Here is a 26,388-nt window from a genome sequence, read left to right as displayed (position 1 = left end):
GCCCTCAGTCCTCAGCCCAGGGATCATCCGACCTGGGGCGCAAGGGTGCCGGCCTGGCCGAAGGCTGGTAACGGTCAGGGGGCGGACTCTCCAGCCGCGAACGCTCCAGCCGTGGGCTCTCCAGTCTGGAGGGCTCCAGGCGAGGGTTCTCGTATGAGGAATAACCATCCTCCTGGTAACCGCCATAACGGGAGGGTGGACTCCAGGGATCCCCTCCCCAGCGCTCGTTGGGTCCGGGGCGGGAGCGGTCCCATTCGTCCCAGTCGTCCTCATCTGAGAACAGGTCGTCCTTGATCGACCCCAGGGTGTTCTTGAGGCCCTGCAACGGACCTGATTCCGACTTGCGTTCGCTGATCAGACGGCGGTTGAGGCCATAGAGGGCCTCCTGCAGCTGACTGACGGCCAGGTCGAGTTCCGCCGGATCGGCATCATCGAGCAGCACCTGCACCTCCTGCAGGGCCATCTCCACCGAGCGCTGCTGTCGCTCAGCGCCATAGGGGCCGAGCTCGAGGGCGGCATCCCGCAGGCGGCGCTCCGCCTGGGCCACAAGGGTCTGAGCCCGGTTGAGCCGATCGACGGCCACCCGCTTGCGCCGGTCGTCGGCGGCCTTGCGCTCCGCCTCCTCCAGCAGCGCCTGGATCTCCTGTTCGCTGAGGTTGGAGCCGCCCTGAATACTGACGCTCTGCTGGCGGCCGGTGGTGCGGTCGGTGGCCGACACCTGCAGCAGGCCGTTGGCGTCGATGTCCAGGGAGACCTGCACCTGGGGAACCCCCCGGGGTGCCGGCGGAATTCCCGAAAGCCGGAAGCGCCCCAGTGATTTGTTGTCGGGCGCCATCTGGCGCTCCCCCTGGAGCACATGGATCTCCACCGCCGACTGGTTGGCCTCGGAGGTGCTGAACACATCCGAGCGGCGCACAGGTATGGGGGTGTTGCGGGGGATCAGCACCTTCATCACCCCGCCGATGGTTTCCAGACCGAGGGAGAGGGGGGTGACATCGTTGAGCATCAGATCGCGCAGATCGCCCGTGAGGATGCCGGCCTGCACCGCCGCGCCGATGGCCACCACCTCATCGGGATTGACCGACTGGCAGGGTTCGAGAGGGATCAAGGTACGCACCATCTCCTGAACCATCGGCATGCGGGTGCTGCCGCCCACCAGCACCACGTCGTCGATGTCGTCGGCGGTGAGGCCGGAATCCCGCAGGGCACGCTGCACGGGCCGCAACAAGCGATCGAGCAGATCAGGGCAGAGGGACTCGAAGGTGCGCCGCTCCAGGCTGGTTTCGATGTGGAGGGGACCGTCAGGCCCGGTGGCGATGAAGGGCAGTGAGATGGGGGTGGTGGTGACACCGGAGAGTTCCTGCTTGGCCTTCTCTGCGGCCTCGCTGAGCCGTTGGAGGGCCTGGCGATCCCGGCGCAGGTCGATCTGATGCCTGGCCTCGAAGGCGTCGGCGAGCCAGTCGACGATGCGCCGGTCCCAGTCGTTGCCACCCAGCTGGGTGTCACCACTGGTGGCCTTCACGTCGAAGACACCGTTCGCAATGCGCAGCACCGACACATCAAAGGTGCCGCCGCCCAGGTCGAACACCAGCACGCGCTTGACGGCACTGCGATCGAACCCATAGGCCAGGGCCGCGGCGGTGGGCTCGTTCAGGATCCGCTCCACCGTGAGCCCCGCCAGGCGGCCGGCATCCCGGGTGGCCTGACGCTGGGCATCATTGAAATAGGCGGGAACGGTGATCACCGCCGCTTCCACCTCCTCCCCGAGGTAGGTGGCGGCGTCGTCAACCAGCTTGCGCAGAATGCTGGCCAGCAACTCCTCGGGGGCGTATTCACGCTCGGTGACCGGGCAGAGGATGCGCACGTTGCCCTGGTCGTTGGCCCGCACGGTGTAGGGAACCGCGAGGCTGCCCTCATCGAGTTCGTCCCAGCTGCGGCCGATGAACCGTTTGAGGTTGGAGAAGGTGTTGCGCGGATTGAGGACCAGCTGGCGACGGGCGAGCTGCCCCACCAGCAGCTCCTGGTCGCGGCTGAAACCCACCACTGACGGCGTCGTGCGGCCACCTTCCGCGTTGGCGATCACCTGGGGACGGCCGCCCTCCAGCAGCGCCACCACCGAGTTGGTGGTACCGAGGTCAATGCCAACGATCCGGCCCATGCAGCCTCAAACTGAAGCCCCAAACTACCGGCTTCCTGGCCGTGGGTCCGTGGCGAGGCACTCCCCCGGAAAGGTCGGAAACGCATGAGTGTTAAAGCGTTCTTAGTGGTCGTGGGCCTCGGGCGAGACCTAAGTTCTGGACCCAGGAGGTAAGAGCCGGCCTCCCGACTTTCCTTACGGCCCCCATGGTGATGCGATCGGAAACGGGTCAGGATCAGTTCACTCTGCGACGCCGCCCATGGTCCGAGCGCAGCATCGACGGCGGATTCAGGCTGCTCACGATCCTGCTGGCCTCCCTGGTGGCCGTGGTGCTGCTGGGCATCTTCCTCACGGTGTTCAACGGTGCCCAGGAGGCGATGGCCAGCTTCGGTCTCTCCTTTCTTGTCACCTCGGGCTGGAATCCCGTCAACAATCAGTACGGGGCATTCACCGCGATCTACGGCACCTTGGTGTCATCCCTGTTGGCCCTGTTCATTGCCGTGCCCCTGGGGGTAGGCACAGCCATTTTCATCACCGAAAACCTGATCCCGCGCACCTGGCGGGAGGTGATCGGCGTGATGGTGGAATTGCTGGCGGCGATTCCCTCGGTGGTGCTGGGTCTGTGGGCCATCTTCGTGATGGAGCCGTTGCTCAGGCCATTCCTGAATTTCCTTCACCAAAGCCTAGGCTGGTTCCCCCTGTTCTCAACCGTGCCCAAAGGACCCGGCATGGCGCCGGCGATATTGATCCTCGTGGTGATGATCCTGCCGATCATCACAGCCATTTCCCGCGATGCTCTCAATCAGGTCCCCCAGGAGCTGCGCCAGGGGGCCTACGGCGTGGGCAGCACCCGCTGGATCGCCATCTTCAATGTGATCCTGCCGGCGGCCATCTCCTCGATCATCGGCGGGGTGATGCTGGCCCTGGGCCGGGCCATGGGCGAAACCATGGCTGTGACCATGATCATCGGCAACTCGATGAACTTCAGCTGGTCACTGCTGGCCCCGGGAAACACCATCTCGGCCATGCTTGCCAACCAGTTCGGTGAGGCCGATGGCATTCAGGTCTCAGCCCTTCTCTATGCAGCTCTGATCCTGATGCTGATGACCTTTGCCGTGAACATCCTTGCCCAGTGGATCGTTCGCAGATTCAGCCTGAGCTACAACTGAGCAGCCCGCCATGACCCTCAGCACAGCCACCCTTCCATCACGCTCACTGCGCTTCAACCCGGGGCTGAAGCGCAACCGAACCGACAGACTCTTCACCGCGATCGCCGCGCTGTTCAGTCTGATCGCGGTGCTGCCCCTCGTCCTGGTGCTGATCTATGTGCTGATCCAGGGGGGCAAGCTGATCAGCATCAGCCTGTTCACCCAACTGCCACCGGCCCCGGGCCTGGAAGGCGGGGGAATCGCCAACGCCATCATCGGCACCTTCCTGGTCACCCTCGTGGGCTCCATGATCGCCATACCCGTGGGCGTGGGTGGAGGGATCTACCTGGCGGAGTATGCCCGCAGGGGCTGGTTCTCCCAGTTCATCCGGCTCGGCAACGACATCCTGGCCGGAGTGCCCTCAATCATCTGCGGGGTCTTCGTGTACAGCGCCATCGTGGCCACCCGTCTGTTCTTCGGCCAGTCGTACACCGCCATGGCCGGTGGCATCGCCCTGGCGGTGTTGATGCTGCCAACGGTGATCAAAACCACCGACGAGGCGCTCAAGCTTGTGCCCCAGGAGCTCAGCTGGGGGGCCATCGGCGTCGGCGCCTCGAAATTCGTCACGATCACAAGGATCACGCTACCCAGCGCCTTCACCCCGATGGCCACCGGCGTAGTGCTGGCCATCGCCCGAGCCGCCGGCGAAACGGCTCCCCTGATCTTCACCGCCCTCTTTTCACCCTTCTGGCCCGAGGGGTTGTTCAACCCGATCGCCTCGATGTCGGTGTTGATCTTCAACTTCGCGATCATGCCCTACGAAGCTCAGAACGCCCTGGCCTGGGCCGCCTCCTTCGTTCTGGTGATCCTTATTCTTGGCGCCAATCTCCTGGCCCGCTGGATACGACGGTTCACCTCCAGCTAGCCCCAGGCGCGGATACCACCCATCCCTTCCCAACTCTGCCATGACCAGCACCCTCAACCAACCGAGCACCAGCGGCACCCTTCCCAGCTGCCTCAGCCTGGAGAATGTCACCATCAGCTATGGAAGCTTCGAGGCCGTGCGCGATGTCTACATGGACATCCCCCGCAACAGGGTCACCGCCTTCATCGGCCCGTCCGGTTGCGGTAAATCGACGGTGCTGCGGGCTCTCAACCGCATGAACGATCTGATCGAGGGCTGCAGCCTGCGCGGACGGGTGGTGTTCGACGGCCAGGACATCTACGCCCGTGAGGTGGACCCTGTGGAGGTGCGCCGCCGCATCGGCATGGTGTTCCAGAAACCCAACCCCTTCCCCAAGAGCATCTACGAGAACATTGCCTTCGGAGCCCGGATCAATGGCTTCAAGGGAGACATGGATGAATTGGTGGAGCGCTCCCTGCGCAAGGCCGCCATCTGGGACGAAACCAAGGACAAGCTCAAGGAGAGCGGAAACGCCCTCTCCGGAGGCCAGCAGCAGAGGCTCTGCATCGCCCGGGCCATCGCCGTGGAGCCTGAGGTGATCCTGATGGATGAACCCTGCTCGGCCCTCGACCCGATCTCCACGCTCAAGATCGAGGAGATGATGCATGAGCTCAAGAAGAGCTTCACCATCGTGATCGTCACCCACAACATGCAGCAGGCGGTACGGGTTTCGGACTACACGTCCTTCTTCAATGCCGAAGCCGTGGAAGGCGGCAGCGGCAAGGTGGGCTACCTGGTGGAATTCAACGACACCGAGCGCATCTTCAACGCCCCGGTGCAACAGGCCACCCAGGATTACGTCACCGGCCGCTTCGGCTGAGGAGCAGGGCAGCGATGGATCTCTCGGGCCGCATCACCCGGTGCTGCGGTGCGTTCACCTGTGCCATAGGGCTTCCCCCACCAGCAGGCCAAACCATCAAGAAAAAAGCCGGCTGTTGAAGCCGGCTCGTTGGTTGGAAGCGGAGAGGGAGGGATTCGAACCCTCGATAGAGTTGCCCCTATACAGCATTTCCAGTGCTGCGCCTTCGACCACTCGGCCACCTCTCCAGGGGCTGTCATGGGGCAGGTGGCAATGTAGCAGTCAGCCCAGAGGGTCCTACCCCGTCCAATGACACGAAGCTTCCCAATCACGGTGCACTGGCGTCAGGAACATCGGGTGATCCGATTGGAGGTCCCCGAAGGGGAGTACATCCTGCGCAGCTTCGAGGCCCAGGGGGAACCCCTGCCCTTCAGCTGTCGCAATGGCTGCTGCACCACCTGTGCCGTGCGCGTGATCTCAGGCGACATCGATCAGCAGGAAGCTCTTGGGCTCTCCCAGGAGCTGCGACGGCGGGGCTATGGCCTCCTCTGCGTAGCCAGGGCCACCGGTCCGCTGGAGGTGGAGACCCAGGAGGAGGACGAGGTGTATGAGCTGCAGTTCGGCCGCTACTTCGGCCGCGGAAAGGTGAAGCCTGGTCTCCCGCTTGACGAGGAATGATGAAGCCAGCCCAACTCTGCCGTTTCCGAAGCCCGTGAGCAGCCTCTCCGAGCAGGCCCTGATCGAGTCAGCCCTGAACAGCGCCGAGCTCGAGCGCCTCGCCGCCGTGGCCAGAGAAGCCGCCACGGCCGGCGCCGGGGTGCTCGCCCATCACTTCGGCCAGCTGGAGCAGATCCGCGAGAAGGGACGCGCCGGTGATCTGGTCACGGAGGCCGATCTGGCGGCGGAGCAGGCGGTGCTGGCGGTGCTTGAGGCCCACACCCCGGAACTGGGGGTGCTGGCGGAGGAAAGTGGACGTCGCAACACCGGATCGGATCTGGAGTGGTGCGTGGACCCCCTCGATGGCACCACCAACTACGCCCACGGTTATCCCTTCTTCGCCACATCGATCGGGCTCACCTGGCGGGGCACTCCCCTGCTGGGGGCCATCAGCGTTCCGGTCCTCGATGAACTCTTCTGGGCTGCTCCCGGGCTGGGGGCCTGGTGCAACGACCGCCCCTTGCGGGTGAGCGGCTGCCGCGACCTGGCGGCGTCCCTGCTGGTCACGGGATTCGCCTACGACCGCCAGAGCCAGCCCGACACCAATTACACCGAGTTCTGCTGGTTCACCCACCGCAGCCGCGGTGTGCGCCGCGGCGGGGCGGCAGCGGTGGATCTGGCCTTCGTGGCCGCCGGCCGGCTCGACGGCTACTGGGAGCGGGGCCTCTCCCCCTGGGATCTGGCCGCAGGTGTGGTGCTCGTCGAGCAGGCGGGCGGGGTGGTCAGCCGATACGACGGCAGCACCGCTGACCTGGCTGAAGGTCGGCTGATCGCCTGCACGCCTGGGGTTCAGGCGGCCCTGATCGATGGGCTCGCCCACTGCAGGCCCCTGCCCGGCCACCTGTACGGAGCCCCGGAGCTCGACCCCTGAACCCCCGGCCAGCCCCATCCGGCCCCCGTACGGCCGGTCCATAGGATCCAGGAACTCCCTTCCACCAGCTGCTCTGCGCCCATGGCCCTGCAACCCGCCGCCGGCGCCAGGGATCTGCACCCGCGACAGGTGGACCGCAACCGCCAGCTCTGCCAGCGCCTGGCGGCGGTGTACCGGCTGTGGGGGTACCGGGAGGTGGCGCCGCCGATGGTGGAGCGCCTCGACACCCTCGAAGCCGGTGGCGGCATCGCCGAGCGCGACGTGGCCCGGCTGATCGCCGAGGAGCCCCTCGGGCTTCGGCCGGAATTGACGGCCTCGATCGCCCGGGCCGCCTGCACGCGCCTGGCTGATCGGCCCCGTCCGCTGCGGCTGTGGGCCGAGGGCAGCACCTTCCGCACCTTCACAGGTGATGGCGGCGGCCAGCGTCTGAGCGAGCGTCTCCAGAGCGGCGTCGAGCTGCTGGGGGTCCGCTCCGCCGCCGCAGACGCCGAACTGATGGCCCTGCTGCTCGCCTGCAGCGAAACCCTCGGCCTCCAGGCCAGCCATCAACCCAGGTTGCTGGTGGGCCACCACGGCGTTCTCTCCGCCCTGCTCGAGGACCTGCCCGCCGCCCATCGCCCCAGGGCGCGCCAGGCCCTCTCGGGGTTCGATCCCCTGGCGATCGCCCGTCTGCCCCTGCCCCAGGCCCAGATCGATCGGCTGCAGGCGCTGCTGCGCCTGCGCGGAGAGCCGACGGTGGTGCTCCCCCAGCTGCGACGCCATCTGGGGGAGAGCCCCCTGATCGACGAGCTGGCTGGCTCCCTGGAGATCGTGGCCCCCACGGCCGCACGGCTGGGCATCAGCCTGCAGCTCGATCCCAGTTTCCAGCCCCATTTCGACCTCTACGACGGCATCGTGCTCAAGCTGGTCTGCCTGGGAGCCGAGGCACCGGTGGAGATTGCCAGCGGCGGCCGCTACGACGCCCTGGTGGGTCGTTTCGGAGCAGAGGCGACCGAGGCGGCCGGGGTGGGCTTCGGCTTCTCGATCGAGGACATCCGGGATCTGCTGCTCAGGCCCGGCAGCCGCGATCCGGCCGGCCGGCCGGTGCTGGTGGCCTACGGCAACCACTCCAGCCTGGCCAGGGCCCTGGACTGCCTCGCCCGCCTGCACGACAAGGGCCAGAGCGCAGAACTGCTCCCCGATGCCTGTCCCAGCAGGGATCAGGCCGAAGCGGCCGCCCAGCGCCGGGGCTGCTCGGCCCTGGAGTGGCTCCACTGAACGGCCGCGTCAGGTTCAGCCGGCAGCGCCCTGACGCGGCGAATTTCTAGGATCCACATTCGCAGCTTTCAGCAGCCATGGCCCACAGCATCGTCACCGACATCTGTGAGGGGGTGGCGGATTGCGTGGATGCCTGCCCGGTGGCCTGCATCCACCCGGGTCAGGGTGCCAATGCGAAGGGCACATCCTTCTACTGGATCGATTTCGACACCTGCATCGACTGCGGCATCTGCCTGCAGGTGTGTCCGGTGAGCGGCGCGATCCTGCCTGAGGAGAAGCCAGGATTGCAGAAGGGCGGCTTCCAGTAGGTTTCAGCCGGCGAAACTGTTCCGATGGCCTGGACTGGCTGCTTCAGGCCTCGCCCCGGCCCAGGCAGGCTGCCCGGCTCAGACCCCCAGGGGCAACGGCAGCCGGGGGACCTTGAGGCTGCGCCGTGAACTGGGCAAGTTCTGAGCAGGCTCTGAGCCGGGAATCCCCCACAGCGAGAAAGAAACTGGTTCAGCCGTCCCCCCGGCACCATCGCCCTGACACACGGCGACCAGCGACCAGACCGACGTTGACAGCGAACCCGGACCGAGCTAGTACACCTGTACTTGCCACAGGTGCCCTTGACCGTCGCTTCCCCCTATGCCGTCTTTCGCGCTGCGGATGAGCCCTGGCTCAGCGAGACGCCGCCGCGCAGACCCAACCCACGCCGCCACACCACCCGGGTCACCAAAGCCGCCGTGCAGCCGCCCCCCTGGGAGAGGCTGATCCAGGGTGAGCTGTTCGCCGGGGGCCTCCTGCCCTAGTGGGGGACGGTTTCCTGCCCATGGCGCCCCCTTGGCGGGACCCCCTGCCGGGATCGATCCTGAACGGCACGACGTTGCCAGTGGGACTGTGCTTCAAGCCGAACAGGGCCAGATCCAGATCCATACCGAAAACATTTTCCCGATCATCAAGAAAGCCGTCTACAGCGGTCATGAGGTGTTCCTGCGGGAACTGGTGAGCAACGGGGTGGATGCCATCAGCAAGCGCCGCATGGCCGCCATGGCCGGCGACTGCAGCGAGGGCGACGAGGGCAGGATCCAGATCCGCATCGACCGCGAGGCCAAGACCCTCACCATTTCCGACAACGGCATCGGCATGAGCGCCGAGGAGGTGAAGCGCTACATCAACCAGGTGGCTTTCTCCAGCGCCGAAGACTTTCTCGAGAAGTACAAGCGCGAAGAGGAGGCGATCATCGGCCATTTCGGCCTTGGGTTCTACTCCAGCTTCATGGTGGCGAGCCAGGTGGAACTGGTGACCCTCAGTGCCCGCGAAGGGTCCGAGGCCGTGCGCTGGAGCTGCGACGGCTCCCCCAACTTCAGCCTCGAGGCCGCCGAGCGCAGCGAACCCGGCACCGACGTGATCCTGCACCTGATGGAGGAGGAGCTCGAGTACATCGAGCCCGCCCGCCTACGCACCTTGATCACCACCTACTGCGACTTCATGCCCGTGGAGGTGCAGCTGGAGGGCGAAACCGTGAACAAACGGGAGGCGCCCTGGCGCAAGAGTGCCCGCGACCTCAGCGACGACGACTACATCCAGCTCTATCGCTACTTCTACCCCTTCCAGGGTGACCCCCTGCTCTGGGTGCACCTCAACACCGACTACCCCTACACCCTGCAGGGCATCCTCTACTTCCCGAAGATCACCGGCCGGGCCGACTGGGAGAAAGGCGAGATCCGCCTCTACTGCAATCAGGTCTTCGTGAGCGACTCGATCAAGGAGGTGGTGCCCCGCTACCTGCTGCCACTGCGCGGCGTGATCGATTCCCCCGACATCCCCCTGAACGTGAGCCGCAGTGCCCTGCAGACGGACCGCAGGGTGCGCTCGATCGGTGGCTTCGTTGCCAAGAAAGTGGGCGACCGGCTCAAGGAACTGCACCGCGATGAGCCAGCCCGTTATGCCGAGATCTGGGAAGGGATCGCTCCCTTCATCAAGATCGGCGCCATGGAGGATGAGAAGTTCGCCGATCAGGTGGCCGAGCTGATCCTGTTCGGCACCACCGCGGCCGCAGCGGAACCCGACCCGATCGCGGTCGGCGAGAAGGCCTACACCACCCTCTCCGGCTACCGCAGCCGCCTGAGCAGCGCGGAGGAGCAGCGCATCCTCTACTGCACCGATGAAGCCGCCCAGGCCGGGCCGCTGGCCCTCTGGCAGGGGCAGGGGGCCGAGGTGCTTCTGGCCGACACCCTGATCGATGCCCAGTTCATCCCCTGGCTGGAGGACCGCCACGGGGAGCTGAAATTCCAGCGGGTGGACGCGGAACTCGATGCCAGCATCCAGGAGCAGGACAGCAGCTTGAGTGATGCTGACGGCACCGACAGCTCCGAGAAGTTACGGGAGCTGTTCAGGGGTGCCCTGGCCAACGAGAAGGTGACCATCCAGGTCCAGGCGCTCAAGGGGGAGAACACGCCGGCGGCCCTGATCCTGCTGCCGGAGCAGATGCGCCGCCTCAACGACATCGGCGCCCTGATGGAGCAGCGCCTGCCCGGACTGCCTGACCACCATGTGCTGGTGGTCAACCGCCGTCACCCCCTGGTGGCTGGCCTGCAGAAACTCTCCAGTGGCGCCGTGCTCACGGGTGTGGGCACAAGCTCCCCCAGCCAGCAACTGGCCGAGGAGATCAGCTGCCACATCTATGAACTGGCCCGCCTGGCGGTGGGGGGCCTGGAGCCGAACCAACTGGCCGGTTTCCAGCAGCGCAGCGCCGACCTGATGGGCCGGCTGATGGAGAAGGGCCTCGGCTGAATGCGCTGGATGGGGGCCACGCCCCCTTTGTTAAGATGATTTCTTGGCAACATCCCGGATTTCTGGTGGTTGCCTGTTCCCTGCGTATCGGCTGGATTCATGTCCCGGGTTTGTCAGCTCACCGGCAAGCGCGCCAACAACGGCATGGCTGTCAGCCATTCCCACGTGCGCACCAAGAAACTTCAACAGGTCAACCTGCAGGAACGCCGTCTCTGGTGGGCTGAAGGCAACCGTTGGGTGAAGCTGCGGGTCGCCACCCGCACCCTGCGCACCATCCAGAAAAAAGGCCTTGGCGCCTACGCCCGCGAACTGGGCATCAACCTGGCCAAACTCTGAGCTCCCTCCGAGTCTGCGCCCAGTGAACCGTCGCCAACTCCTGGAAGGAGCGATCGTTCACGCCCGCGCGGCCATGGCCCTGTCAGGCCTAGGAGCTGCTCTGCTCTCCTGGCCGCGCAAGGCCCGGGCCCTTGGCGGCAGTCTCCCCTCTCTCGGTGAGCCGGCCCCCGAGTTCCGTCTGCCCGGTTTCGGCCCCGGACTGGATCCCTCAGGCAGCCTCGGGCTCAGTGACCTGCATGGTCGCTGGCTGGCCCTCTATTTCTATCCCAAGGATTTCACCGGGGGCTGCACCCTGGAGGCGCGAGGCTTCCAGAGGGATCTTGGAGAGTTCCAGGAGCTTCACTGTGATGTCGTGGGCATCAGCGCCGATGATCTCGAGGCCCATGCCTCCTTCTGCGACAGCGAAGGGCTGGTGTTCCCCCTGCTCTCCGATCCCGGCGGGGTCGTGAGCCGGCGCTACGGATCCTGGATCGCCCCCTTTTCCCAGCGGCACACCTTCCTGATCGACCCTGAAGGAGTGCTGAGGGCCCGCTGGGTGGCCGTTCGCCCCCTTGGCCACAGCCGAGAGGTGCTTGATCAACTGATCAGCCTTCAGCTCTGAGCGCCCGAAGGCTCCAGAAGCCGGTCATCCCGTGAATGCCTGGAGCAGGTTTCCACTTCGCGGCAGCGTTGTTCACTCTGGGCAGTCTCTGCGCTGAACAGAGCCCGCTCAGCGGCCCAGCCAGCGGCCCAGCAGATCACCATGCACAGCGCTGGCCCGGCGCAACCGCTCCACCACCAGCGGCTGGGGCGGCTGATCCAGCTGCAGCCTCCAGGTCTGGGCCAGCCCGTGCCACTGCTCGAGGGCCGCGTGGGTCTTGGACTGATCCAGTTCGAGGCAGGGGCAGGCCAGGGCTGTGGCTGCAGCGCTCACCTTCGGGTCATAGCTGAGCGCCACCAGGGGGGCACCGGCAAGAGCCGCCACGATCAGCCCATGCAGCCGCATCGAGAGCACCAGGCCGGCCTTGCTGAAGATGGCCATCGCCTCCCCGGGAGTGGCCACCTGCACTTCCCGGCTGCGCAAGGCCAGCCGCTGGGGCAGCAGAGCCTGGCTCGCAAGCTGGGCGAGCAACCCACGGTCCTGATCGCGGTGAAACGGCAGCCAGATCACCTCCCGGTCCGCCGCCGCCGCCACGGCGTCCAGGGCTTCAAGCAGGGGCTTCCAGTCTTCGCCCTGGAGCAGTGATGTGGGCCTCCAGCAGAGCACCAGCGGACCCTGGCGACCGTGCCAGGGCTGCGGTGTCAGCGACCAGACGGGATCACTGCCCAGCAGGCCCCCATGTCCCCAGGCTGCGGCGAGAGCTGCTGACTGGGGATCACGCCAGCTGCTGGCCTGCACCAGAGCCAGCAATCGCCGCACCAGCAGGCGGCTGCGCCGACGCCGCAGGGGGCCGAGCCCCTGGCCCCAGAGCAGCACCGGCTTGTCCTGAAGCCGAGCCGAAACGATCAGAGCAGCGTAGTACAGAAGGCTGCGGAAGCTGGTGGCGTCCTGAAGCAGGCTGCCGCCTCCGAGGACGAGGGCATCACAACTGCCCAGAGCTCGGCGCACCGCCTTGAACTCGCGCCTGGGGCAGGTGCGCACCCCCAGGCGCTGCTGCACTTCACCCTGATCGAACGCGGTGACGATGGGCTCACACCCCTCGGGCAACTGAGCCAGCAAGGCGGCGAGCAGGGCATCGTCTCCCAGGTTGTGCTCGCCGTAGTACCCGCAGAGCAGCGGATGAACCCCCTTCTGGGCTGGCTCCACCAGACACCCGCTGCGATCTTCAGAGACGTTAGGGGAGCAGCCCGTGGCGGCAGGCACTGGCACGAACTCACCGAGAACGTGGCCAAGCCGGTTACTTGCTGTTACAGTTTGCGCAACACTGCTTTACAAGTGATGACCACCTCCGATTCCCGCTTCGGCTTCGTCTCCTTCGCTGAAACCTGGAATGGCCGTCTGGCCATGCTCGGCTTCGTGATCGGCCTGGCCACCGAACTGCTCACCGGCCAGGGCATCCTCAGCCAGATCGGCCTGGGCTGAACCAGCCAACCTGAATTTCATCAACCCTGTCCGTCTTGCGGGCAGGGTTTTTTGTTGGATCTGCTCCCCCGGAGCCTTTGGCCTGGCCAGCACCTGGCCGCAGGTCAGCCTCGGAAGTCCGTAAATTACGGCTCCACGTGTGTGCCGGGCGCCATGCATGCCCTTTCACTGCCCACCTGGTGGATCCATGTGGCCTCGGTGCTGGAGTGGATGCTGGCGATGGCCGCCGTGATCCACTGGGGAGAGCGCCGCGGAGAAGCGGAATGGCGCTGGCTTGCCCTGGCCATGCTGCCGGCCCTGGTGAGTGCAATGGCGGCCTGCACCTGGCATCTGTTCGACAACCCCCTGGAGCTTCAGGGTCTGGTGGTCTTCCAGGCCGGCACCACCCTGCTGGGGAACGTGGCCCTGGCCGCGGCGGCCTGGAGGCTGCTGCCTGAGGGGAGCCGGCCATGAGCCCGTTGTTGTTCGGCAGCAGCGGCGGGTCCTCCATGGGCTGGCTGGCGTCCCTGGCATCGGTCGACCCTGGTCCCCTGTTCGTGCTCTCCCTGCTGCCCTATCTGGCCTTCCTGCGCTGGGCCCGACGCAGCGATCGCTTCCCCCCACTGGCCCTGCGGGGCTTCCAGTTCACGCTGGTGTTCGTGGCCGTCACCATCGTTGCCGCAGTGGTGGCGGAGCAACGCTTCGGCCAGCAGCTGGCCGATGTCGATCTGCTGCACGGAGGGGCCGAGTCCTTCCTGACCTTGGCCAACCTGCTGGTGCTCTGGGGGTTCAGCCGCGGAGCCGAGCCGTCATCCGGGCCTGAGCAGTGAACAAGTCTTAAGCGTCGGTGAACACCCAGCGGTTCCCCCAGAGGATGGGGCGTCAGTTTTTGATCGACCATGATCGCTCCTCTTCTCGCCATGGCGCCCGCCTCGCTGACCTGGTCGCCGAAGGTGGCGTTGGTGATGATCGTGTGCAATGTGATCGCCATCGGCATCGGCAAGGCCACCATCAAGTACCCCTCCGAAGGTGCCCAACTGCCCAACGCCCAGTTCTTCGGCGGCCTGAGCCACGCCTCGCTGCTGGCCACCACCAGCCTGGGGCACATCTTCGGCATCGGTGCCATCCAGGGTCTGGCCTCACGCGGCGTGCTCTGAGCACAGGCGGCCACACCCTCACCCAGTCAGAGAGTGTTCAAGGGCGGGCCATCACCCGCCCTTTTTGCTGAGCCTCAGATCATCTGAGCGAGTGTCTTGAGACAGTGGTTCAGACCACCACCGGCTGACGGCGGACGCCGAGGGCAAAGCGCTGAAGGATGCGCTCGGCCATCTGGGGCGGAGTGAGGCCCAGGGCCTTCTTGCTTTGCGTGGGGCTGGCGTGGTCCACCAACTGATCGGGGATGCCGATCCGGAACACGGGAACCATCACCTCGTGGTCGTTGAAGCATTCCACCACCGCCGCGCCGAATCCCCCGGGCAGTGCACCTTCTTCCATGGTCACCACCCGGCCGATGCGGCGGGCCAGGGGCAGAATCAGGCTTTCATCCAGGGGGCGCAGGAAGCGGGCGTTGACCACAGCGGCCCGGATGCCCTGCTCCTGCAGCAGACCGGCGGTGGCCATCGCTGGTGCCACCATGGCGCCATAGGCCACGATCAGCAGATCATCGCCATCGGCCAGCTGCTCGCCGCGGCCGATCTGAAGGGGCTCCCAGCCTTCTTCCATCAGGGGCACCCCCTCCCCTTCGCCCCGTGGGATGCGAATCGCGCAGGGCCCGTCATGGCCGATCGAGGTGACGAGCATGCGCTGCAGCTCGGCCTCATCCTTGGGGGCCATCACCGTGAAATTCGGCACGGCCCGCAGATAACTGATGTCGTACTGGCCCTGGTGGGTGGGCCCATCGGCACCAACGATGCCCGCCCGATCCAGCACGAAGGTCACGGGCAGTTTCTGGATGCCCACGTCGTGGATCAGCTGGTCGTAGGCACGCTGGAGGAAGGTGCTGTAAATGGCCACCACCGGCTTGAGCCCGGCCGTGGCCATCCCGGCCGCCATGGTGACCGCATGCTGCTCGGCGATGCCGACATCGAAATACTGCTTGGGCAGAGCTTTCTCAAGCAGATCGAGGCCAGTTCCGGTGGCCATGGCCGCGGTGATCCCAACCACGGTGGGATCCTGTTCACAGATCCGCACCAGGGTCTGCCCGAACACCTTGCTGTAGCTGGGGGGTTTCGGCTTGCTGGAGGGAAAGGCCTTGCCGGTCTTGAGGTCGAAGGCCGACTGGGCGTGGTAGGCCACCTGATCGGCCTCCGCATAGGGATAACCCTTGCCCTTGGTGGTGGCCACATGCACCAGCACCGGCCCCTCGCAGCGGTGGGCGGCGGTGAAGGTGCGCACCATCTCGGAAATGTCGTGGCCGTCGATCGGGCCCATGTAGGTGAAGCCCAGCTCCTCGAACACCGCGCCCACCTTGGGCACCGCCAGCCGGCGCATGCTCTCCTTGAGCCGCTCCAGCTCGGGAGGCAGCTCGCCATGCATGAAAGGGAGGTGCTTGAAGGCCTCCTCAGCGCTGCCGGAGAGGAACTGCAGCGGCGGGCTCAGCCGCATGCGGTTGAGATAGGTGGAGAGGGCTCCCACCGGCGGCGAGATCGACATGTCGTTGTCGTTCAGCACCACCAGCAGCGGGGTCCGGGGCAGGTGCCCAGCGTGGTTGATCGCCTCGAGGGCCATGCCACCGGTGAGGGCGCCATCGCCAATCACCGCCACGCACTTGAACTCCTCGCCACGGCGGTCGCGGGCCAGGGCCATGCCCAGGGCCGCCGAGATGCTGGTGGAGGCGTGACCTGCACCGAAGTGGTCGAAGCGGCACTCGCTGCGCTTGAGATAACCGGCCACACCGCCCTGCTGGCGCAGGGTATGGAACTGGTGATACCGCCCGGTGATCAGCTTGTGGGGATAGGCCTGGTGACCCACGTCCCACACCACCCGGTCCAGCTCCAGGTCGAGGGTCTGGTAGAGGGCCAGGGTGAGTTCCACCACGCCCAGGCCCGGGCCGAGGTGGCCTCCGCTGGTGGACACCACCTCCAGATGCTTCTCACGAATCTGACGAGCGATGGCTTCAAGCTCGCCGATGCTGAGGCCATGCAACTGGTTGGGATGGCTCAGCTCGCTGAGATGCATACCCTGATCAGATCTGAGAATTCAATCTAGGTCCTGCCTCCAAAGGAGTGGGGGCAACAGTCACCTTTCCTGAAGCCGACCCTCCAGAGGCCCGGCACACTGGGGAGATGGACGACACAGTGCAGCGCATCCTGCGGGCCAGGGTCTACGACGTGGCGATCGAGTCGCCGCTGGATCCGGCCCCCAACCTCTCGCGGCGGCTGGACAACACCGTGCTGCTCAAGCGTGAGGACCTGCAGCCGGTGTTCTCCTTCAAGCTGCGCGGCGCCTACAACCGCATGGCCCAGCTCGGGGCCGACGAGCTGCAGCGGGGGGTGATCGCCGCCAGCGCCGGCAACCATGCCCAGGGGGTGGCTCTTGCAGCAGATCGGCTGGGCTGTCACGCGGTGATCGTGATGCCGCTCACCACCCCCGCCATGAAAGTGCGGGCCGTGGCCGCCCGCGGGGCCGAGGTGGTGCTGCACGGAGACACCTACGACGAGGCCTGCCACCAGGCCAGGGTCCTGGAGCAGGAGCGGGGCCTCACCTTCATCCATCCCTTCGACGATCCGGAGGTGATCGCCGGCCAGGGCACGGTGGGCCTGGAGATCCTCCGCCAGTGCTCGGCTCCACCCGATGTCATCTATGTGGCTGTGGGCGGTGGTGGCCTGATCGCAGGCATCGCCGCCTTCATCAAGAACGTCTGGCCCGAGGTGGAGGTGATCGGCGTCGAGCCGGTGGATGCCGATGCCATGACCCGCTCCCTGGCGGCGGGCCGGCGGGTGAGCCTGGAGCAGGTGGGGCTGTTCGCCGATGGGGTGGCGGTGCGCCAGGTGGGCGTGCACACCTTTGAACTGGCCCGGCGCTATGTGGACGCCATGGTCACGGTGGACACCGATGAGATCTGCGCGGCGATCAAGGACGTGTTTGAGGACACGCGCTCGATCCTCGAGCCGGCAGGAGCCCTGGCGGTGGCCGGCATGAAGGCCGACGTGCAGCGGCGCGGACTGAAGCGACGCACCCTGGTGGCCGTGGCCTGCGGCGCCAACATGAACTTCGATCGGCTGCGCTTCGTGGCCGAGCGGGCGGAGCTGGGGGAAGAGCGTGAAGCAATGCTGGCGGTGGAGATTCCCGAGCGACCCGGCAGCCTGCGCCAGCTCTGTGAGCTGCTGGGCTCCCGCAGCCTGACCGAGTTCAGCTACCGCATGGCGGACCACCGCCTGGCTCACATTTTCCTGGGAGTTCAGATCGACGGGCGCCGGGACACCGAGGCTCTGATCAGCAAGCTCAGCCAGGGTGGCTTCCCCTGCCTCGACCTCAGCGACAACGAACTGGCCAAGCTGCACCTGCGTCACATGGTGGGCGGGCGCCTGCCGGAGGCGGCCTGCCGCGCCGGGGCTGCCCTGCCTCGGGAACTGCTCTATCGCTTCGAGTTTCCCGAACGGCCTGGCGCCCTGATGGCCTTCGTCAACGCCCTCCACGCCAACTGGTCGATCAGCATCTTCCACTACCGCAACCAGGGGGCCGACGTGGGCCGCATCGTGGTGGGGGTTCAGGTGGAGGAGCGGGATTCCGAGGAGTGGGACCGCTTCCTCTCCGGCCTGGGGTACCGCCACTGGGACGAGACCGGGAACCCGGCCTATCGGCTGTTCCTCGGCCCCGCCAGCCAGCCGGTGCCGGCCCTGGCCTGAGGCTCCCCCTGGTCAGCTGCGGTACCGTGCGACCAACGATGGGCGGCGGCGAGCATGTCCAGCGAATCCCTGTCTCTGCCGGCCCGGCTTGAGGCCATCCTTTACCTCAAGGGCCGCCCGCTCAGCCTGGGCGAGCTGGCCGAGATCGCTTCGGCCGGACTGAGCGATCCGATCGAGCGGGGCGAGGTGGAGCTGGCCCTGATCACCCTGATGGCCGACTATGCCCACCGGGACACGGCTCTGGAAATCCGCCAGGAGGGTCAGCGCTTCAGCCTGCAGCTGCGCGACAGCCATTCCGATCTGGTCCAGACGCTGCTGCCGGTGGACCTTTCCACCGGTACCTTGCGCACCCTGGCCACCGTGGCCCTCAAGCGGCGCATCCTGCAGTCGGATCTGGTGGAGCTGCGCGGATCTGGCGCCTACGACCACATCAAGGAGCTGCTGGCCCAGGACTTCATCGAGCGGCGGCGACAGAGCGACGGCCGCTCCTTCTGGATCAGCCTCAGCGACAAGTTCCACCGCACCTTCGCCGTCACCCGGCTGCAGGAGACCCCTCCAGCCATCCAGGACAGGACAGGGGGCAACGAAGCTGCATAGAGTCGGATGACGTCACTTCAGGCCTTGTCCATGTCGATCCTGAGCCAGATCCTGGCCGTGCTGGCGCAGACCCTCAGCATCTACAGCCTCGTGCTGCTGGTCAGGGTGCTGCTGAGCTGGTTCCCCAACCTCGACTGGAGCAACCCTGTCCTGAGCACGGTGAGCTCGATCACCGACCCTTACCTCAACGCCTTTCGCGGCCTGATTCCGCCCCTGGGAGGTCTTGATCTCTCGGCGATCATCGCCTTCATCACCCTCAGCCTCGTGCAGGGGCTGCTGGGCAACCTCAGCGGTTCCCTGATGGGTGGTTTCGGCTACTGAGCGGACCTCCTGGGGCCGCTCAGCCCGGATCGAGCAGGGCCTGCTCCAGCGGCAGCAGCTCATCGCCTGAGCCGGCACGCACCCGCACCGGGGCGTTGAAGCCTCTGGCCTTGGCATGGCTGACCCTCAGGGGACCGGGGGTGCCTGCCGGCACCGCCAGGCGCAGGGCGAAGCTGGAGTTGCCCGGGGGGACATCGCCGATCGAACCAACCCGGGTGCGGTTCTGAAGCACCGGCTCACCGCTGCGGTCACTGATCACGGCGAACAGATCCGCGTCGATCACCGGCTGGGAGCGCGGGTTGCTGACCGTGCCACGCAGGGCATAGCAACGGGCCCCACTCGGACGTTTCAACTCTGGCTGGGCTCCGGGATCATCCGCCGGGCAGGGCTCCAGGCGGATCTCACTGACGGCCAGGTCCAGCGCCCAGGCTGGTGCCGCCGGGACCATCAGCAGCAGCAGGGCCAGCGCCAGGGCCAGCACCTTGGGCAGGCTCCGGACCCGGCCCCCTGAAGCGGGCCTGGGGGAGGGTGGTCTCAGGGCATTCTTCGCAAGGGGCATCCGTTGGGCCAGGCGAGGGGGATCTGAAGAGAATGGCTTCAAGGCCGGCCCTCAGCGGTGATCGCCGCTGCCTCCGAGAGTGTTGCGTTCGGCCCGGGCGGCCAGCTTGGCCAGGTTGCCCCGGGCAACGGCCTCCAGATCAAGCCCCAGTTCACTGGCCAGCTGGGCGACGTACCAGAGAACATCACCCAGTTCGAGGGCCAGATCCGCCACCAGCGGAGGCTCGAACACCCCGCCCCGATCGCGCAGCACCTTCTTGACCTTGTCGGCCACTTCACCGGCCTCACCGCAGAGCCCAAGGGTGGGATAGATGGGATTGGAGCCCACCTGGGGGTAACGGGCCGTGGTGCGTGCCTGGCGCTGGTACTGGTTCAGATCCATGGGTTCGGCACCATCGGTGGCAGGAGCGGGGCGGGACCGGATGGTAGTTTCCGCCTGAACCTTCGGCCTTTCCGATGGCGCAGCCCGATCTGTCGCGTCGCACCAAGATCGTGGCCACCATCGGTCCAGCCACGGAGTCCCCCCAGCGACTGCGGGACCTGATCCAGGCCGGGGCCACCACGTTTCGGCTCAATTTTTCCCACGGGGACCATTCCGAACATGCCGCACGGATCGCCACGATCCGTCAGGTGGCCCATGAGCTGGGCATCCATGTGGGCATCCTCCAGGATCTGCAGGGTCCCAAGATCCGCCTGGGCCGCTTCGAAGGCGGTCCGATCACCCTGGCCAACGGCGACCACTTCGCCCTCACATCCCGGCCGGTGAGCTGCAACCAGAGCATCGCCACCATCACCTACGACCGCCTGGCCGATGAGGTCACAGCAGGCAGCCGCATCCTGCTCGACGACGGCCGGGTCGAGATGGTGGTCCGCTCGGTGGACATTCCCGAGCAGACCCTGCACTGCACCGTTGTGGTTGGCGGGGTGCTCTCCAACAACAAGGGGGTGAATTTCCCCGACGTGCAGCTCTCGATCCGGGCCCTCACCACCAAGGACAGGGAGGACCTCAGCTTCGGCCTGCAGCAGGGGGTCGACTGGGTGGCCCTCAGCTTCGTGCGCAACCCCTCCGACATGCAGGAGATCCGCGAGCTGATCAGCAGCCAGGGGCACAGCACACCTGTGATCGCCAAGATCGAGAAGTTCGAGGCGATCGACCAGATCGATGCGATCCTGCCACTCTGCGACGGCGTGATGGTGGCCCGGGGCGACCTGGGGGTGGAGATGCCCGCCGAGGAGGTGCCCTTGCTCCAGAAGGAGCTGATCCGCAAGGCCAACACCCTGGGGATCCCGATCATCACCGCCACCCAGATGCTTGACAGCATGGCCAGCTGCCCGCGCCCCACCCGGGCCGAGGTGAGTGACGTGGCCAATGCCATCCTCGATGGCACCGACGCCGTCATGCTCTCCAACGAAACCGCCGTGGGTGACTACCCCGTGGAGGCGGTGGAGACCATGGCGCGCATCGCCCGTCGGATCGAGCGCGACTATCCCCGCAGGGTCGTGGACAGCCACATCGCCTCCACCATCCCCAATGCGATCAGCCAGGCGGTGAGCACGATCGCCCGCCAGCTGCAGGCCGCCGCGATCCTCCCGTTAACCAAGAGCGGGGCCACGGCACGGAACGTCAGCAAGTTCCGCCCCTCCACCACGATCCTGGCGATCACCAGCGAGGTGCAGGTCGCCCGCCAGTTGCAGCTGGTCTGGGGGGTGAACCCCCTGCTGATCGGCCACCAGAAGTCGACCACCAGCACCTTCACTCTGGCCATGGGCGTGGCCCAGGAGAGGGGCCTGCTCAGGGAGGGCGATCTGGTGGTTCAGACCGCAGGCACCCTCTCCGGAGTGAGCGGCTCCACTGACCTGGTCAAGGTGGGCATCGTCTCGGCGGTGCTGGGCCGGGGCCTCGGCATCGGCAACGGCTCGGTGAGCGGCCGGGTGCGCGTGGCCACCAACGCCGAGGAAGCGGCTCGGCTGGAGACCGGAGAGATCCTGGTGGTGCGCGAAACCACCGCCGCCTACCTCGATGCCATCCGCAAGTCCAAGGGGGTGATCGCCGAAGAAGCCGGCTGTGACAGCCATGCTGCGGTGATCGCGCAGCGGCTGGGGGTTCCCGTGATCGTGGGCGTGGCCAACGCCACGTCCGACCTGCGCCTTGGCGAATTCGTGACCCTGGAGGTGCGCGAAGGGATCGTGCACCGCGGTGCCCGCAACCACACCCAGGCTGACCGCAGCGAAACGATCCTCTGAGACAGAGTTCTCGTTATCGGCCTGAATCTCCGGGGCCGGCGGGTCAATCCCGCCGGCAGCAGCCACTGCTGGCCATGATGCGGATCTGAACTCTGCTGGTGGCCATGGCCTCGAAACTGCCCATGGCGGAAACCGTGGGGATGGCCCTCAACACCCTCAAGGCCAACAGGCTGCGCAGCCTGCTGACCATGCTGGGGATCGTGATCGGCAACGCCTCGGTGATCACCCTGGTGGGGGTGGGCAAAGGGGCCCAGAACCTGGCGGAGGGCCAGCTCAACACCCTGGGGGCCAACGTCCTGTTCGTGGTGCCCGGTAACAACGACACCCGCCGTCAGGGAATCCAGAATCCGCGCACCCTTGTGCTGGAGGACGCCGAGGCGATCGCCGAGCAGGTGCCGAGCGTGCGCCGTGTGGCTCCCCAGATCACGATCAACGAGGTGGTGCAGTCGGGGGGAAACAGCTCGAACGCTTCTGTTTCGGGGATCACGCCCGAGTTCCTGCCGGTGCGTCGCTTCGAGATCGCCCGGGGCCGATTCTTCAGCGAGGACGACATCAATGGGGCCCGCAACGTGGCAGTGATCGGCCCTGATCTCAAGCAGAAGCTGCTGCCCTCCGGCTCCGCCATCGGCCAGACCCTGCGCATCCGCGATCAGTCCTTCGAGGTGGTCGGTGTGATGGCCGCCAAAGGTGCCGCCTTCGGCACCAACCAGGACGAAGCCGCCTACATCCCCCTCTCAACGATGGTGAGCAAGCTGAGCGGCCGGGATCCCACCTATGGGGTCGTGCTCACCTTCATCAGCGCTGAAGCCCGCGACGAAGCGAGCACCAGCGCGGCCAAATTTCAGATCACCAACCTGCTGCGCCGCCGGCATCGCATCCTCAGAGAAGACGATTTCGCCGTGCGCTCCCAGCAGGACGCCCTCTCGATCGTGGGCACGATCACCGGGGGACTCACCTTGATGCTGGGGGCGATCGGCGGGGTTTCTCTGCTGGTGGGCGGCATCGGCATCATGAACATCATGTTGGTGTCGGTGAGCGAGCGCACCCAGGAGATCGGCCTGCGCAAGGCCGTGGGTGCCCGCAGTGGTGATGTGCTGCTGCAGTTCCTGGTGGAATCGCTGGTGCTCGCCAGCCTGGGGGGGCTGATCGGCAGTGCTGTGGGCCTGGGAACGGTGGCGGCCGTCAGCCGCTTCACGCCCCTGCCGGCGGGCATTGACAGCAGCAGCGTGCTGTTCACGGTGGGACTGTCCGGATCGATCGGGCTGTTCTTCGGGGTGGTGCCGGCACGCCGGGCCTCGCGCCTGGATCCGATCGTCGCCCTGCGCAGCCTCTGATGACACGGATCCTGCGGAACCACCAGGGTGCCGGCCCCGGTGGCTCATCAAGAAAACCTTAAGAAAGCTGAACGGTGCTGACCGTGACCAAAGACCTGGGGGGATGGTGGCTTGATGGTTGAATCCCGACGAAACTCCTCCCTTGGCCCTGCTCTCCTGCGGTTATCGCAATTCCAGCGACCGTATGGTGATCCTGCGTTCCTGCGGGCCCGGCGACTTCTACCTCGAGCGGGTGATCTTCCCCTTTGAACTGCTGAGTTTCCAGGCCCCCAAGGGAGCGGAACTGGAAATCTGGACCCACGGCCTGGGGGGACCTGAACTGCTGGAAACACTGCCGAGCGCCGACCTGCTGATCGAGCCCCCCGATCTCGACACCATCCAGGAAAGCGACGACCCTGCCTGGCTGAGCATCAGCTGAAGCTCTGTCACCGAAGCTCGCGGCTGAAGGTAACCATGACAAGCTGAAAGCCATGGCGCGGCGGCCGGGAACCCTCGGCTGAGGATTGCGCGCTTTACACTTGTTAAAAATTCCCTCAGCCATGAATCAGCGCTGGCGTCTGTTCGCTCTCTGGCTGCTCCCGATCGGAGTGGCCCTGTTCCTTGGCTGGCAGGTGCTGGGGAACGGCGGCGCCAGCCGGTTCACACCTGAGGGTCGCACCGGCGCCGTGGCCCCGCGCAATGCGGCCGTGGCCCGCATGAGCTACGGCCGCTTCCTCGACTACATCGAGGCGGGGCGGGTCACAGCGGTGGATATCTTCGATGGGGGCCGCAGTGCCGTGATCGAGGCGGTGGATCCCGACCTGGACAACCGCGTGCAACGGCTGCGGGTCGATCTCCCTGGCCTGGCACCCGAGTTGATCAACAACCTCAAGTCGCAGGGGATCAGCTTCGACATCCACCCCCCTCGCACCACCCCTCCGGCTCTGGGAATCCTCGGCAACCTGCTCTTCCCCCTGCTGCTGATCGGATCCCTGATCTTCCTGGCGCGCCGATCGTCCTCCATGCCCGGCGGACCTGGTCAGGCCATGCAGTTCGGCAAGACCAAGGCCCGTTTCGCCATGGAGGCTGAAACCGGCGTGATGTTCGACGACGTGGCCGGGGTGGAGGAGGCCAAGGAGGATCTCGAGGAAGTGGTCACCTTCCTGAAGCAACCGGAACGCTTCACCTCCGTGGGCGCCAAGATTCCGAAGGGCGTGCTCCTGGTGGGTCCTCCCGGTACCGGCAAGACCCTGCTGGCCAAGGCGATCGCCGGTGAAGCCGGCGTGCCCTTCTTCTCCCTCTCGGGCTCTGAATTCGTGGAGATGTTCGTGGGCGTCGGCGCCAGCCGCGTGCGCGACCTGTTCAAGCGGGCCAAGGAAAACAGCCCCTGCCTGATCTTCATCGATGAAATCGATGCGGTGGGACGTCAGCGGGGTGCCGGCATCGGTGGGGGCAATGACGAGCGGGAGCAGACCCTCAACCAGCTGCTCACCGAGATGGATGGTTTCGAGGGCAACAGCGGCATCATCATCATCGCCGCCACCAACCGCCCCGACGTACTCGATTCGGCGCTGATGCGTCCTGGCCGTTTCGACCGCCAGGTGAGCGTCGACGCGCCGGACATCAAGGGACGGCTCTCGATTCTCAAAGTTCACTCCCGCAACAAGAAGCTGGCCGAGGATGTGTCCCTCGAGGCCATCGCCCGGCGCACCCCGGGGTTCACTGGCGCCGATCTGGCCAACCTGCTCAATGAGGCGGCCATCCTCACCGCCCGCCGCCGCAAGGAGGCCACCAGCCTCGCTGAGATCGATGATGCCGTGGATCGGGTGATCGCCGGCATGGAGGGCAAACCCCTCACCGACGGTCGCAGCAAGCGGCTGATCGCGTACCACGAAGTGGGCCATGCCCTTGTCGGCACCCTCGTCAAGGACCATGACCCTGTTCAGAAGGTCACCCTGGTTCCTCGCGGTCAGGCCCAGGGTCTCACCTGGTTCGCCCCCGACGAGGAGCAGATGCTGGTCAGTCGCGCCCAGCTCAAGGCCCGCATCATGGGAGCTCTTGGTGGCCGTGTGGCTGAAGACGTGGTCTTTGGCCACGCCGAAGTCACCACGGGCGCCGGAGGCGACATCCAGCAGGTGGCCAGCATGGCCCGCCAGATGGTGACACGGTTCGGCATGAGCGATCTGGGGCCTGTGTCCCTGGAGGCCGGCAATCAGGAGGTGTTCCTCGGCCGCGATCTGATGACCCGCAGCGATGTCTCCGACTCCATCTCACGGCGCATCGACGAGCAGGTCCGCAGCATCGTGGACCTCTGCTACCGCGACACCCAGCAGTTGGTCTCCAGCCATCGTGACTGCATGGATCGACTGGTGGAGATGCTGATCGAGAAGGAAACTCTCGATGGCGATGAGTTCCGCGCCGTGGTGGCCGAATTCACGACCATTCCCGAGAAGGACCGCTTCTCGCCCCTGCTGCCCGCTTCCTGAGCTTGTGCAGCCCGCCGGCCCCGGAGGGCGCGGGTCAGGTTCTTAACCAAACCTTGCCCCGCACGGTTGAGGTCTTTGCTTAACCTGTGTCATTGCGCATCCAGATTTTGAGCAGCACCCGCTCTCCGATGGAGTCGTTCAGTGCCTATCGCGGCGACGACTGGAGTCCGCAACGGCTGGCTTTTCACCAGAATCTGGAGCGTTTTGCTGATCGCGTTGGCCTGATCGTTGGTCTGCAGAGCAACGGCAAACTCAACCAGGATCAGGCTTACGATGAGATCCGCAAACTCTGGAAAGAACTAGAAGGCAGCAAGAACGGCCTGCAGATCTCAAGTGAAGAGTGATCAGCAAGGCTGAATCACTCAGAGCGGCCGGACTGGACGCTTTTCAATCACCTTGTCGATCAGTCCGTAGCTCACGGCCTCTGCAGGCGACATGAAGAAGTCTCTGTCAGTGTCCAGCTGAATGCGATCCAGGGGTTGGCCGGTACGCTCGGCGAGTTCGCGGTTCAGTTTGTCCTTGAGGAAGAGAATTTCATCCGCCTGAATGCGGATGTCGCTGGCCTGGCCGCGGGCACCACCAAGGGGCTGGTGAATCATGATCCTGGAATGATGCAGGCTGCTGCGCTTGCCCTTGGTACCTGCGGTGAGCAGAAAAGCTCCCATGCTGGCGGCCAGGCCCACGCAGACCGTCTGCACATCCGGCTTGATGTGCTGCATCGTGTCGAAGATGCCGAGGCCGTCGTAGACGGATCCTCCGGGGGAATTAATGTAGAGAAAAATATCCTTCTCCGGATCCTCCGCCTCCAGAAAGAGGAGTTGCGCCACGACCCGGTTGGCAGACTCTGCAGTCACGGTCTCGCCCAGAAAAATGATCCGCTCACGCAGGAGCCTGGAGTAGATATCAAAGGCGCGTTCACCCCGGCCAGAATCCTCAATCACGATCGGGATCATCGGCGGCGGCAGAGCAACTGCGGC

At 65.8% G+C, this 26,388-nt stretch carries 29 protein-coding genes and 1 tRNA gene; 23 read left to right on the top strand and 7 right to left on the bottom strand.

Translation table 11 applies throughout. The features are described from left to right. Positions 1–4: 4 nt before the first annotated feature. Entirely contained in the window at positions 5–2,158 is a 2,154-nt protein-coding gene (gene dnaK / locus FPZ61_RS02115) for a molecular chaperone DnaK (protein ID WP_185464599.1), read from the bottom strand. Positions 2,159–2,343: 185 nt separating this feature from the next. Here dnaK and pstC point away from each other — a divergent pair, with 185 nt between their 5' ends. Genes pstC through pstB form a run of 3 tightly spaced genes read left to right on the top strand, consistent with a single transcriptional unit; the run spans position 2,344 to position 5,069 of the window. Continuing rightward, entirely contained in the window at positions 2,344–3,306 is a 963-nt protein-coding gene (gene pstC / locus FPZ61_RS02110) for a phosphate ABC transporter permease subunit PstC (protein ID WP_370593334.1), read from the top strand. A gap of 10 nt (positions 3,307–3,316) precedes the next feature. Further along, a complete protein-coding gene (gene pstA / locus FPZ61_RS02105) occupies positions 3,317–4,210 on the top strand; it encodes a phosphate ABC transporter permease PstA (protein ID WP_185464600.1) in 894 nt (297 codons plus the stop codon). Positions 4,211–4,250: 40 nt separating this feature from the next. Next, on the top strand, positions 4,251–5,069 hold the full coding sequence (gene pstB / locus FPZ61_RS02100; protein WP_185464601.1) for a phosphate ABC transporter ATP-binding protein PstB: 819 nt from the start codon (positions 4,251–4,253) through the stop codon (positions 5,067–5,069). A gap of 140 nt (positions 5,070–5,209) precedes the next feature. Here the strand turns inward: pstB and FPZ61_RS02095 are convergent. Further along, positions 5,210–5,296: transfer RNA gene (locus FPZ61_RS02095), tRNA-Ser, on the bottom strand. Positions 5,297–5,357: 61 nt separating this feature from the next. On the opposite strand from FPZ61_RS02095, the gene FPZ61_RS02090 reads away from it, so the two are divergent. The 8 genes from FPZ61_RS02090 (at position 5,358) to FPZ61_RS02055 (ending at position 11,605) form a co-directional block, all read left to right on the top strand. Then, positions 5,358–5,726, top strand: coding sequence for a 2Fe-2S iron-sulfur cluster-binding protein (locus tag FPZ61_RS02090; RefSeq protein WP_185464602.1), 369 nt, complete (start codon positions 5,358–5,360; stop codon positions 5,724–5,726). A 34-nt stretch (positions 5,727–5,760) separates the two neighbouring features. Continuing rightward, on the top strand, positions 5,761–6,636 hold the full coding sequence (locus FPZ61_RS02085) for an inositol monophosphatase family protein (RefSeq protein ID WP_185474730.1): 876 nt from the start codon (positions 5,761–5,763) through the stop codon (positions 6,634–6,636). A gap of 81 nt (positions 6,637–6,717) precedes the next feature. Then, positions 6,718–7,893, top strand: a complete 1,176-nt coding sequence (locus FPZ61_RS02080; protein ID WP_185464604.1) for an ATP phosphoribosyltransferase regulatory subunit — start codon at positions 6,718–6,720, stop codon at positions 7,891–7,893. 77 nt (positions 7,894–7,970) lie between these two features. After that, complete coding sequence (locus FPZ61_RS02075; RefSeq protein ID WP_185464605.1) at positions 7,971–8,201, top strand: ferredoxin family protein; 231 nt, start codon at positions 7,971–7,973, stop codon at positions 8,199–8,201. 300 nt (positions 8,202–8,501) lie between these two features. Then, positions 8,502–8,684, top strand: a complete 183-nt coding sequence (locus FPZ61_RS02070) for a hypothetical protein (protein ID WP_185464606.1) — start codon at positions 8,502–8,504, stop codon at positions 8,682–8,684. An 88-nt stretch (positions 8,685–8,772) separates the two neighbouring features. Further along, on the top strand, positions 8,773–10,668 hold the full coding sequence (gene htpG, locus FPZ61_RS02065) for a molecular chaperone HtpG (RefSeq protein ID WP_185464708.1): 1,896 nt from the start codon (positions 8,773–8,775) through the stop codon (positions 10,666–10,668). A 99-nt stretch (positions 10,669–10,767) separates the two neighbouring features. After that, on the top strand, positions 10,768–11,004 hold the full coding sequence (gene rpmB / locus FPZ61_RS02060) for a 50S ribosomal protein L28 (RefSeq protein ID WP_185464607.1): 237 nt from the start codon (positions 10,768–10,770) through the stop codon (positions 11,002–11,004). Between the two features lie 22 nt (positions 11,005–11,026). Continuing rightward, positions 11,027–11,605: a peroxiredoxin gene (locus FPZ61_RS02055; RefSeq protein ID WP_370593335.1), complete on the top strand. Its 579-nt coding sequence runs from the start codon at positions 11,027–11,029 to the stop codon at positions 11,603–11,605. Between the two features lie 108 nt (positions 11,606–11,713). Here FPZ61_RS02055 and csaB read toward each other — a convergent pair whose 3' ends face one another. Further along, positions 11,714–12,790 carry a polysaccharide pyruvyl transferase CsaB gene (gene csaB, locus FPZ61_RS02050; protein ID WP_185464609.1) on the bottom strand — a complete coding sequence of 359 codons (1,077 nt, stop codon included), beginning with the start codon at positions 12,788–12,790 and terminating at the stop codon, positions 11,714–11,716. A 132-nt stretch (positions 12,791–12,922) separates the two neighbouring features. Between csaB and FPZ61_RS02045 the strand changes: the two genes are divergently transcribed. The 4 genes from FPZ61_RS02045 (at position 12,923) to psaK (ending at position 14,202) form a co-directional block, all read left to right on the top strand. After that, entirely contained in the window at positions 12,923–13,066 is a 144-nt protein-coding gene (locus tag FPZ61_RS02045; RefSeq protein WP_185464610.1) for a chlorophyll a/b-binding protein, read from the top strand. 153 nt (positions 13,067–13,219) lie between these two features. Then, complete coding sequence (locus FPZ61_RS02040; protein WP_185464611.1) at positions 13,220–13,519, top strand: DUF2499 domain-containing protein; 300 nt, start codon at positions 13,220–13,222, stop codon at positions 13,517–13,519. Between the two features lie 35 nt (positions 13,520–13,554). Beyond that, a complete protein-coding gene (locus FPZ61_RS02035) occupies positions 13,555–13,875 on the top strand; it encodes a DUF3593 domain-containing protein (RefSeq protein ID WP_185464709.1) in 321 nt (106 codons plus the stop codon). A gap of 69 nt (positions 13,876–13,944) precedes the next feature. Then, on the top strand, positions 13,945–14,202 hold the full coding sequence (gene psaK / locus FPZ61_RS02030; RefSeq protein ID WP_185464612.1) for a photosystem I reaction center subunit PsaK: 258 nt from the start codon (positions 13,945–13,947) through the stop codon (positions 14,200–14,202). A 109-nt stretch (positions 14,203–14,311) separates the two neighbouring features. Here the strand turns inward: psaK and dxs are convergent, their stop codons facing one another. After that, positions 14,312–16,222 carry a 1-deoxy-D-xylulose-5-phosphate synthase gene (gene dxs, locus FPZ61_RS02025; RefSeq protein ID WP_185464613.1) on the bottom strand — a complete coding sequence of 637 codons (1,911 nt, stop codon included), beginning with the start codon at positions 16,220–16,222 and terminating at the stop codon, positions 14,312–14,314. A gap of 107 nt (positions 16,223–16,329) precedes the next feature. Here dxs and ilvA point away from each other — a divergent pair, with 107 nt between their 5' ends. From ilvA to FPZ61_RS02010, 3 genes are read left to right on the top strand one after another with little or no spacing between them, the layout of a single operon-like run. After that, complete coding sequence (gene ilvA / locus FPZ61_RS02020) at positions 16,330–17,892, top strand: threonine ammonia-lyase, biosynthetic (RefSeq protein ID WP_185464614.1); 1,563 nt, start codon at positions 16,330–16,332, stop codon at positions 17,890–17,892. A gap of 54 nt (positions 17,893–17,946) precedes the next feature. Beyond that, entirely contained in the window at positions 17,947–18,489 is a 543-nt protein-coding gene (gene scpB, locus FPZ61_RS02015; RefSeq protein ID WP_185464615.1) for an SMC-Scp complex subunit ScpB, read from the top strand. A gap of 30 nt (positions 18,490–18,519) precedes the next feature. Then, complete coding sequence (locus FPZ61_RS02010) at positions 18,520–18,810, top strand: YggT family protein (RefSeq protein ID WP_185464616.1); 291 nt, start codon at positions 18,520–18,522, stop codon at positions 18,808–18,810. A 19-nt stretch (positions 18,811–18,829) separates the two neighbouring features. Here FPZ61_RS02010 and FPZ61_RS02005 read toward each other — a convergent pair whose 3' ends face one another. Then, positions 18,830–19,258 carry a hypothetical protein gene (locus FPZ61_RS02005; RefSeq protein WP_185464710.1) on the bottom strand — a complete coding sequence of 143 codons (429 nt, stop codon included), beginning with the start codon at positions 19,256–19,258 and terminating at the stop codon, positions 18,830–18,832. Between the two features lie 162 nt (positions 19,259–19,420). Further along, entirely contained in the window at positions 19,421–19,750 is a 330-nt protein-coding gene (locus tag FPZ61_RS02000) for a nucleoside triphosphate pyrophosphohydrolase family protein (RefSeq protein ID WP_185464617.1), read from the bottom strand. Between the two features lie 74 nt (positions 19,751–19,824). Between FPZ61_RS02000 and pyk the strand changes: the two genes are divergently transcribed. From pyk to FPZ61_RS01975, 5 genes are all read left to right on the top strand, one after another. After that, on the top strand, positions 19,825–21,612 hold the full coding sequence (pyk, locus tag FPZ61_RS01995; protein WP_185464618.1) for a pyruvate kinase: 1,788 nt from the start codon (positions 19,825–19,827) through the stop codon (positions 21,610–21,612). Between the two features lie 104 nt (positions 21,613–21,716). Then, complete coding sequence (locus FPZ61_RS01990) at positions 21,717–22,946, top strand: ABC transporter permease (RefSeq protein ID WP_185464619.1); 1,230 nt, start codon at positions 21,717–21,719, stop codon at positions 22,944–22,946. Positions 22,947–23,088: 142 nt separating this feature from the next. Beyond that, positions 23,089–23,364: a DUF1830 domain-containing protein gene (locus FPZ61_RS01985; RefSeq protein ID WP_185464620.1), complete on the top strand. Its 276-nt coding sequence runs from the start codon at positions 23,089–23,091 to the stop codon at positions 23,362–23,364. Between the two features lie 121 nt (positions 23,365–23,485). Next, entirely contained in the window at positions 23,486–25,411 is a 1,926-nt protein-coding gene (gene ftsH, locus FPZ61_RS01980; protein ID WP_185464621.1) for an ATP-dependent zinc metalloprotease FtsH, read from the top strand. A gap of 107 nt (positions 25,412–25,518) precedes the next feature. Continuing rightward, positions 25,519–25,755: a hypothetical protein gene (locus tag FPZ61_RS01975; RefSeq protein ID WP_370594258.1), complete on the top strand. Its 237-nt coding sequence runs from the start codon at positions 25,519–25,521 to the stop codon at positions 25,753–25,755. Between the two features lie 18 nt (positions 25,756–25,773). Here FPZ61_RS01975 and clpP read toward each other — a convergent pair whose 3' ends face one another. Continuing rightward, positions 25,774–26,364: an ATP-dependent Clp endopeptidase proteolytic subunit ClpP gene (gene clpP, locus FPZ61_RS01970; protein WP_185464623.1), complete on the bottom strand. Its 591-nt coding sequence runs from the start codon at positions 26,362–26,364 to the stop codon at positions 25,774–25,776. Between the last annotated feature and the right edge of the window lie 24 nt (positions 26,365–26,388).

Origin of the sequence: Synechococcus sp. BSA11S, assembly GCF_014224355.1 — a bacterium.
GTDB lineage: Bacteria > Cyanobacteriota > Cyanobacteriia > PCC-6307 > Cyanobiaceae > Regnicoccus_A.
The sequence above is the reverse complement of the archived record's forward strand: the minus strand, read 5'-3'. Positions and strand labels throughout refer to the sequence as shown.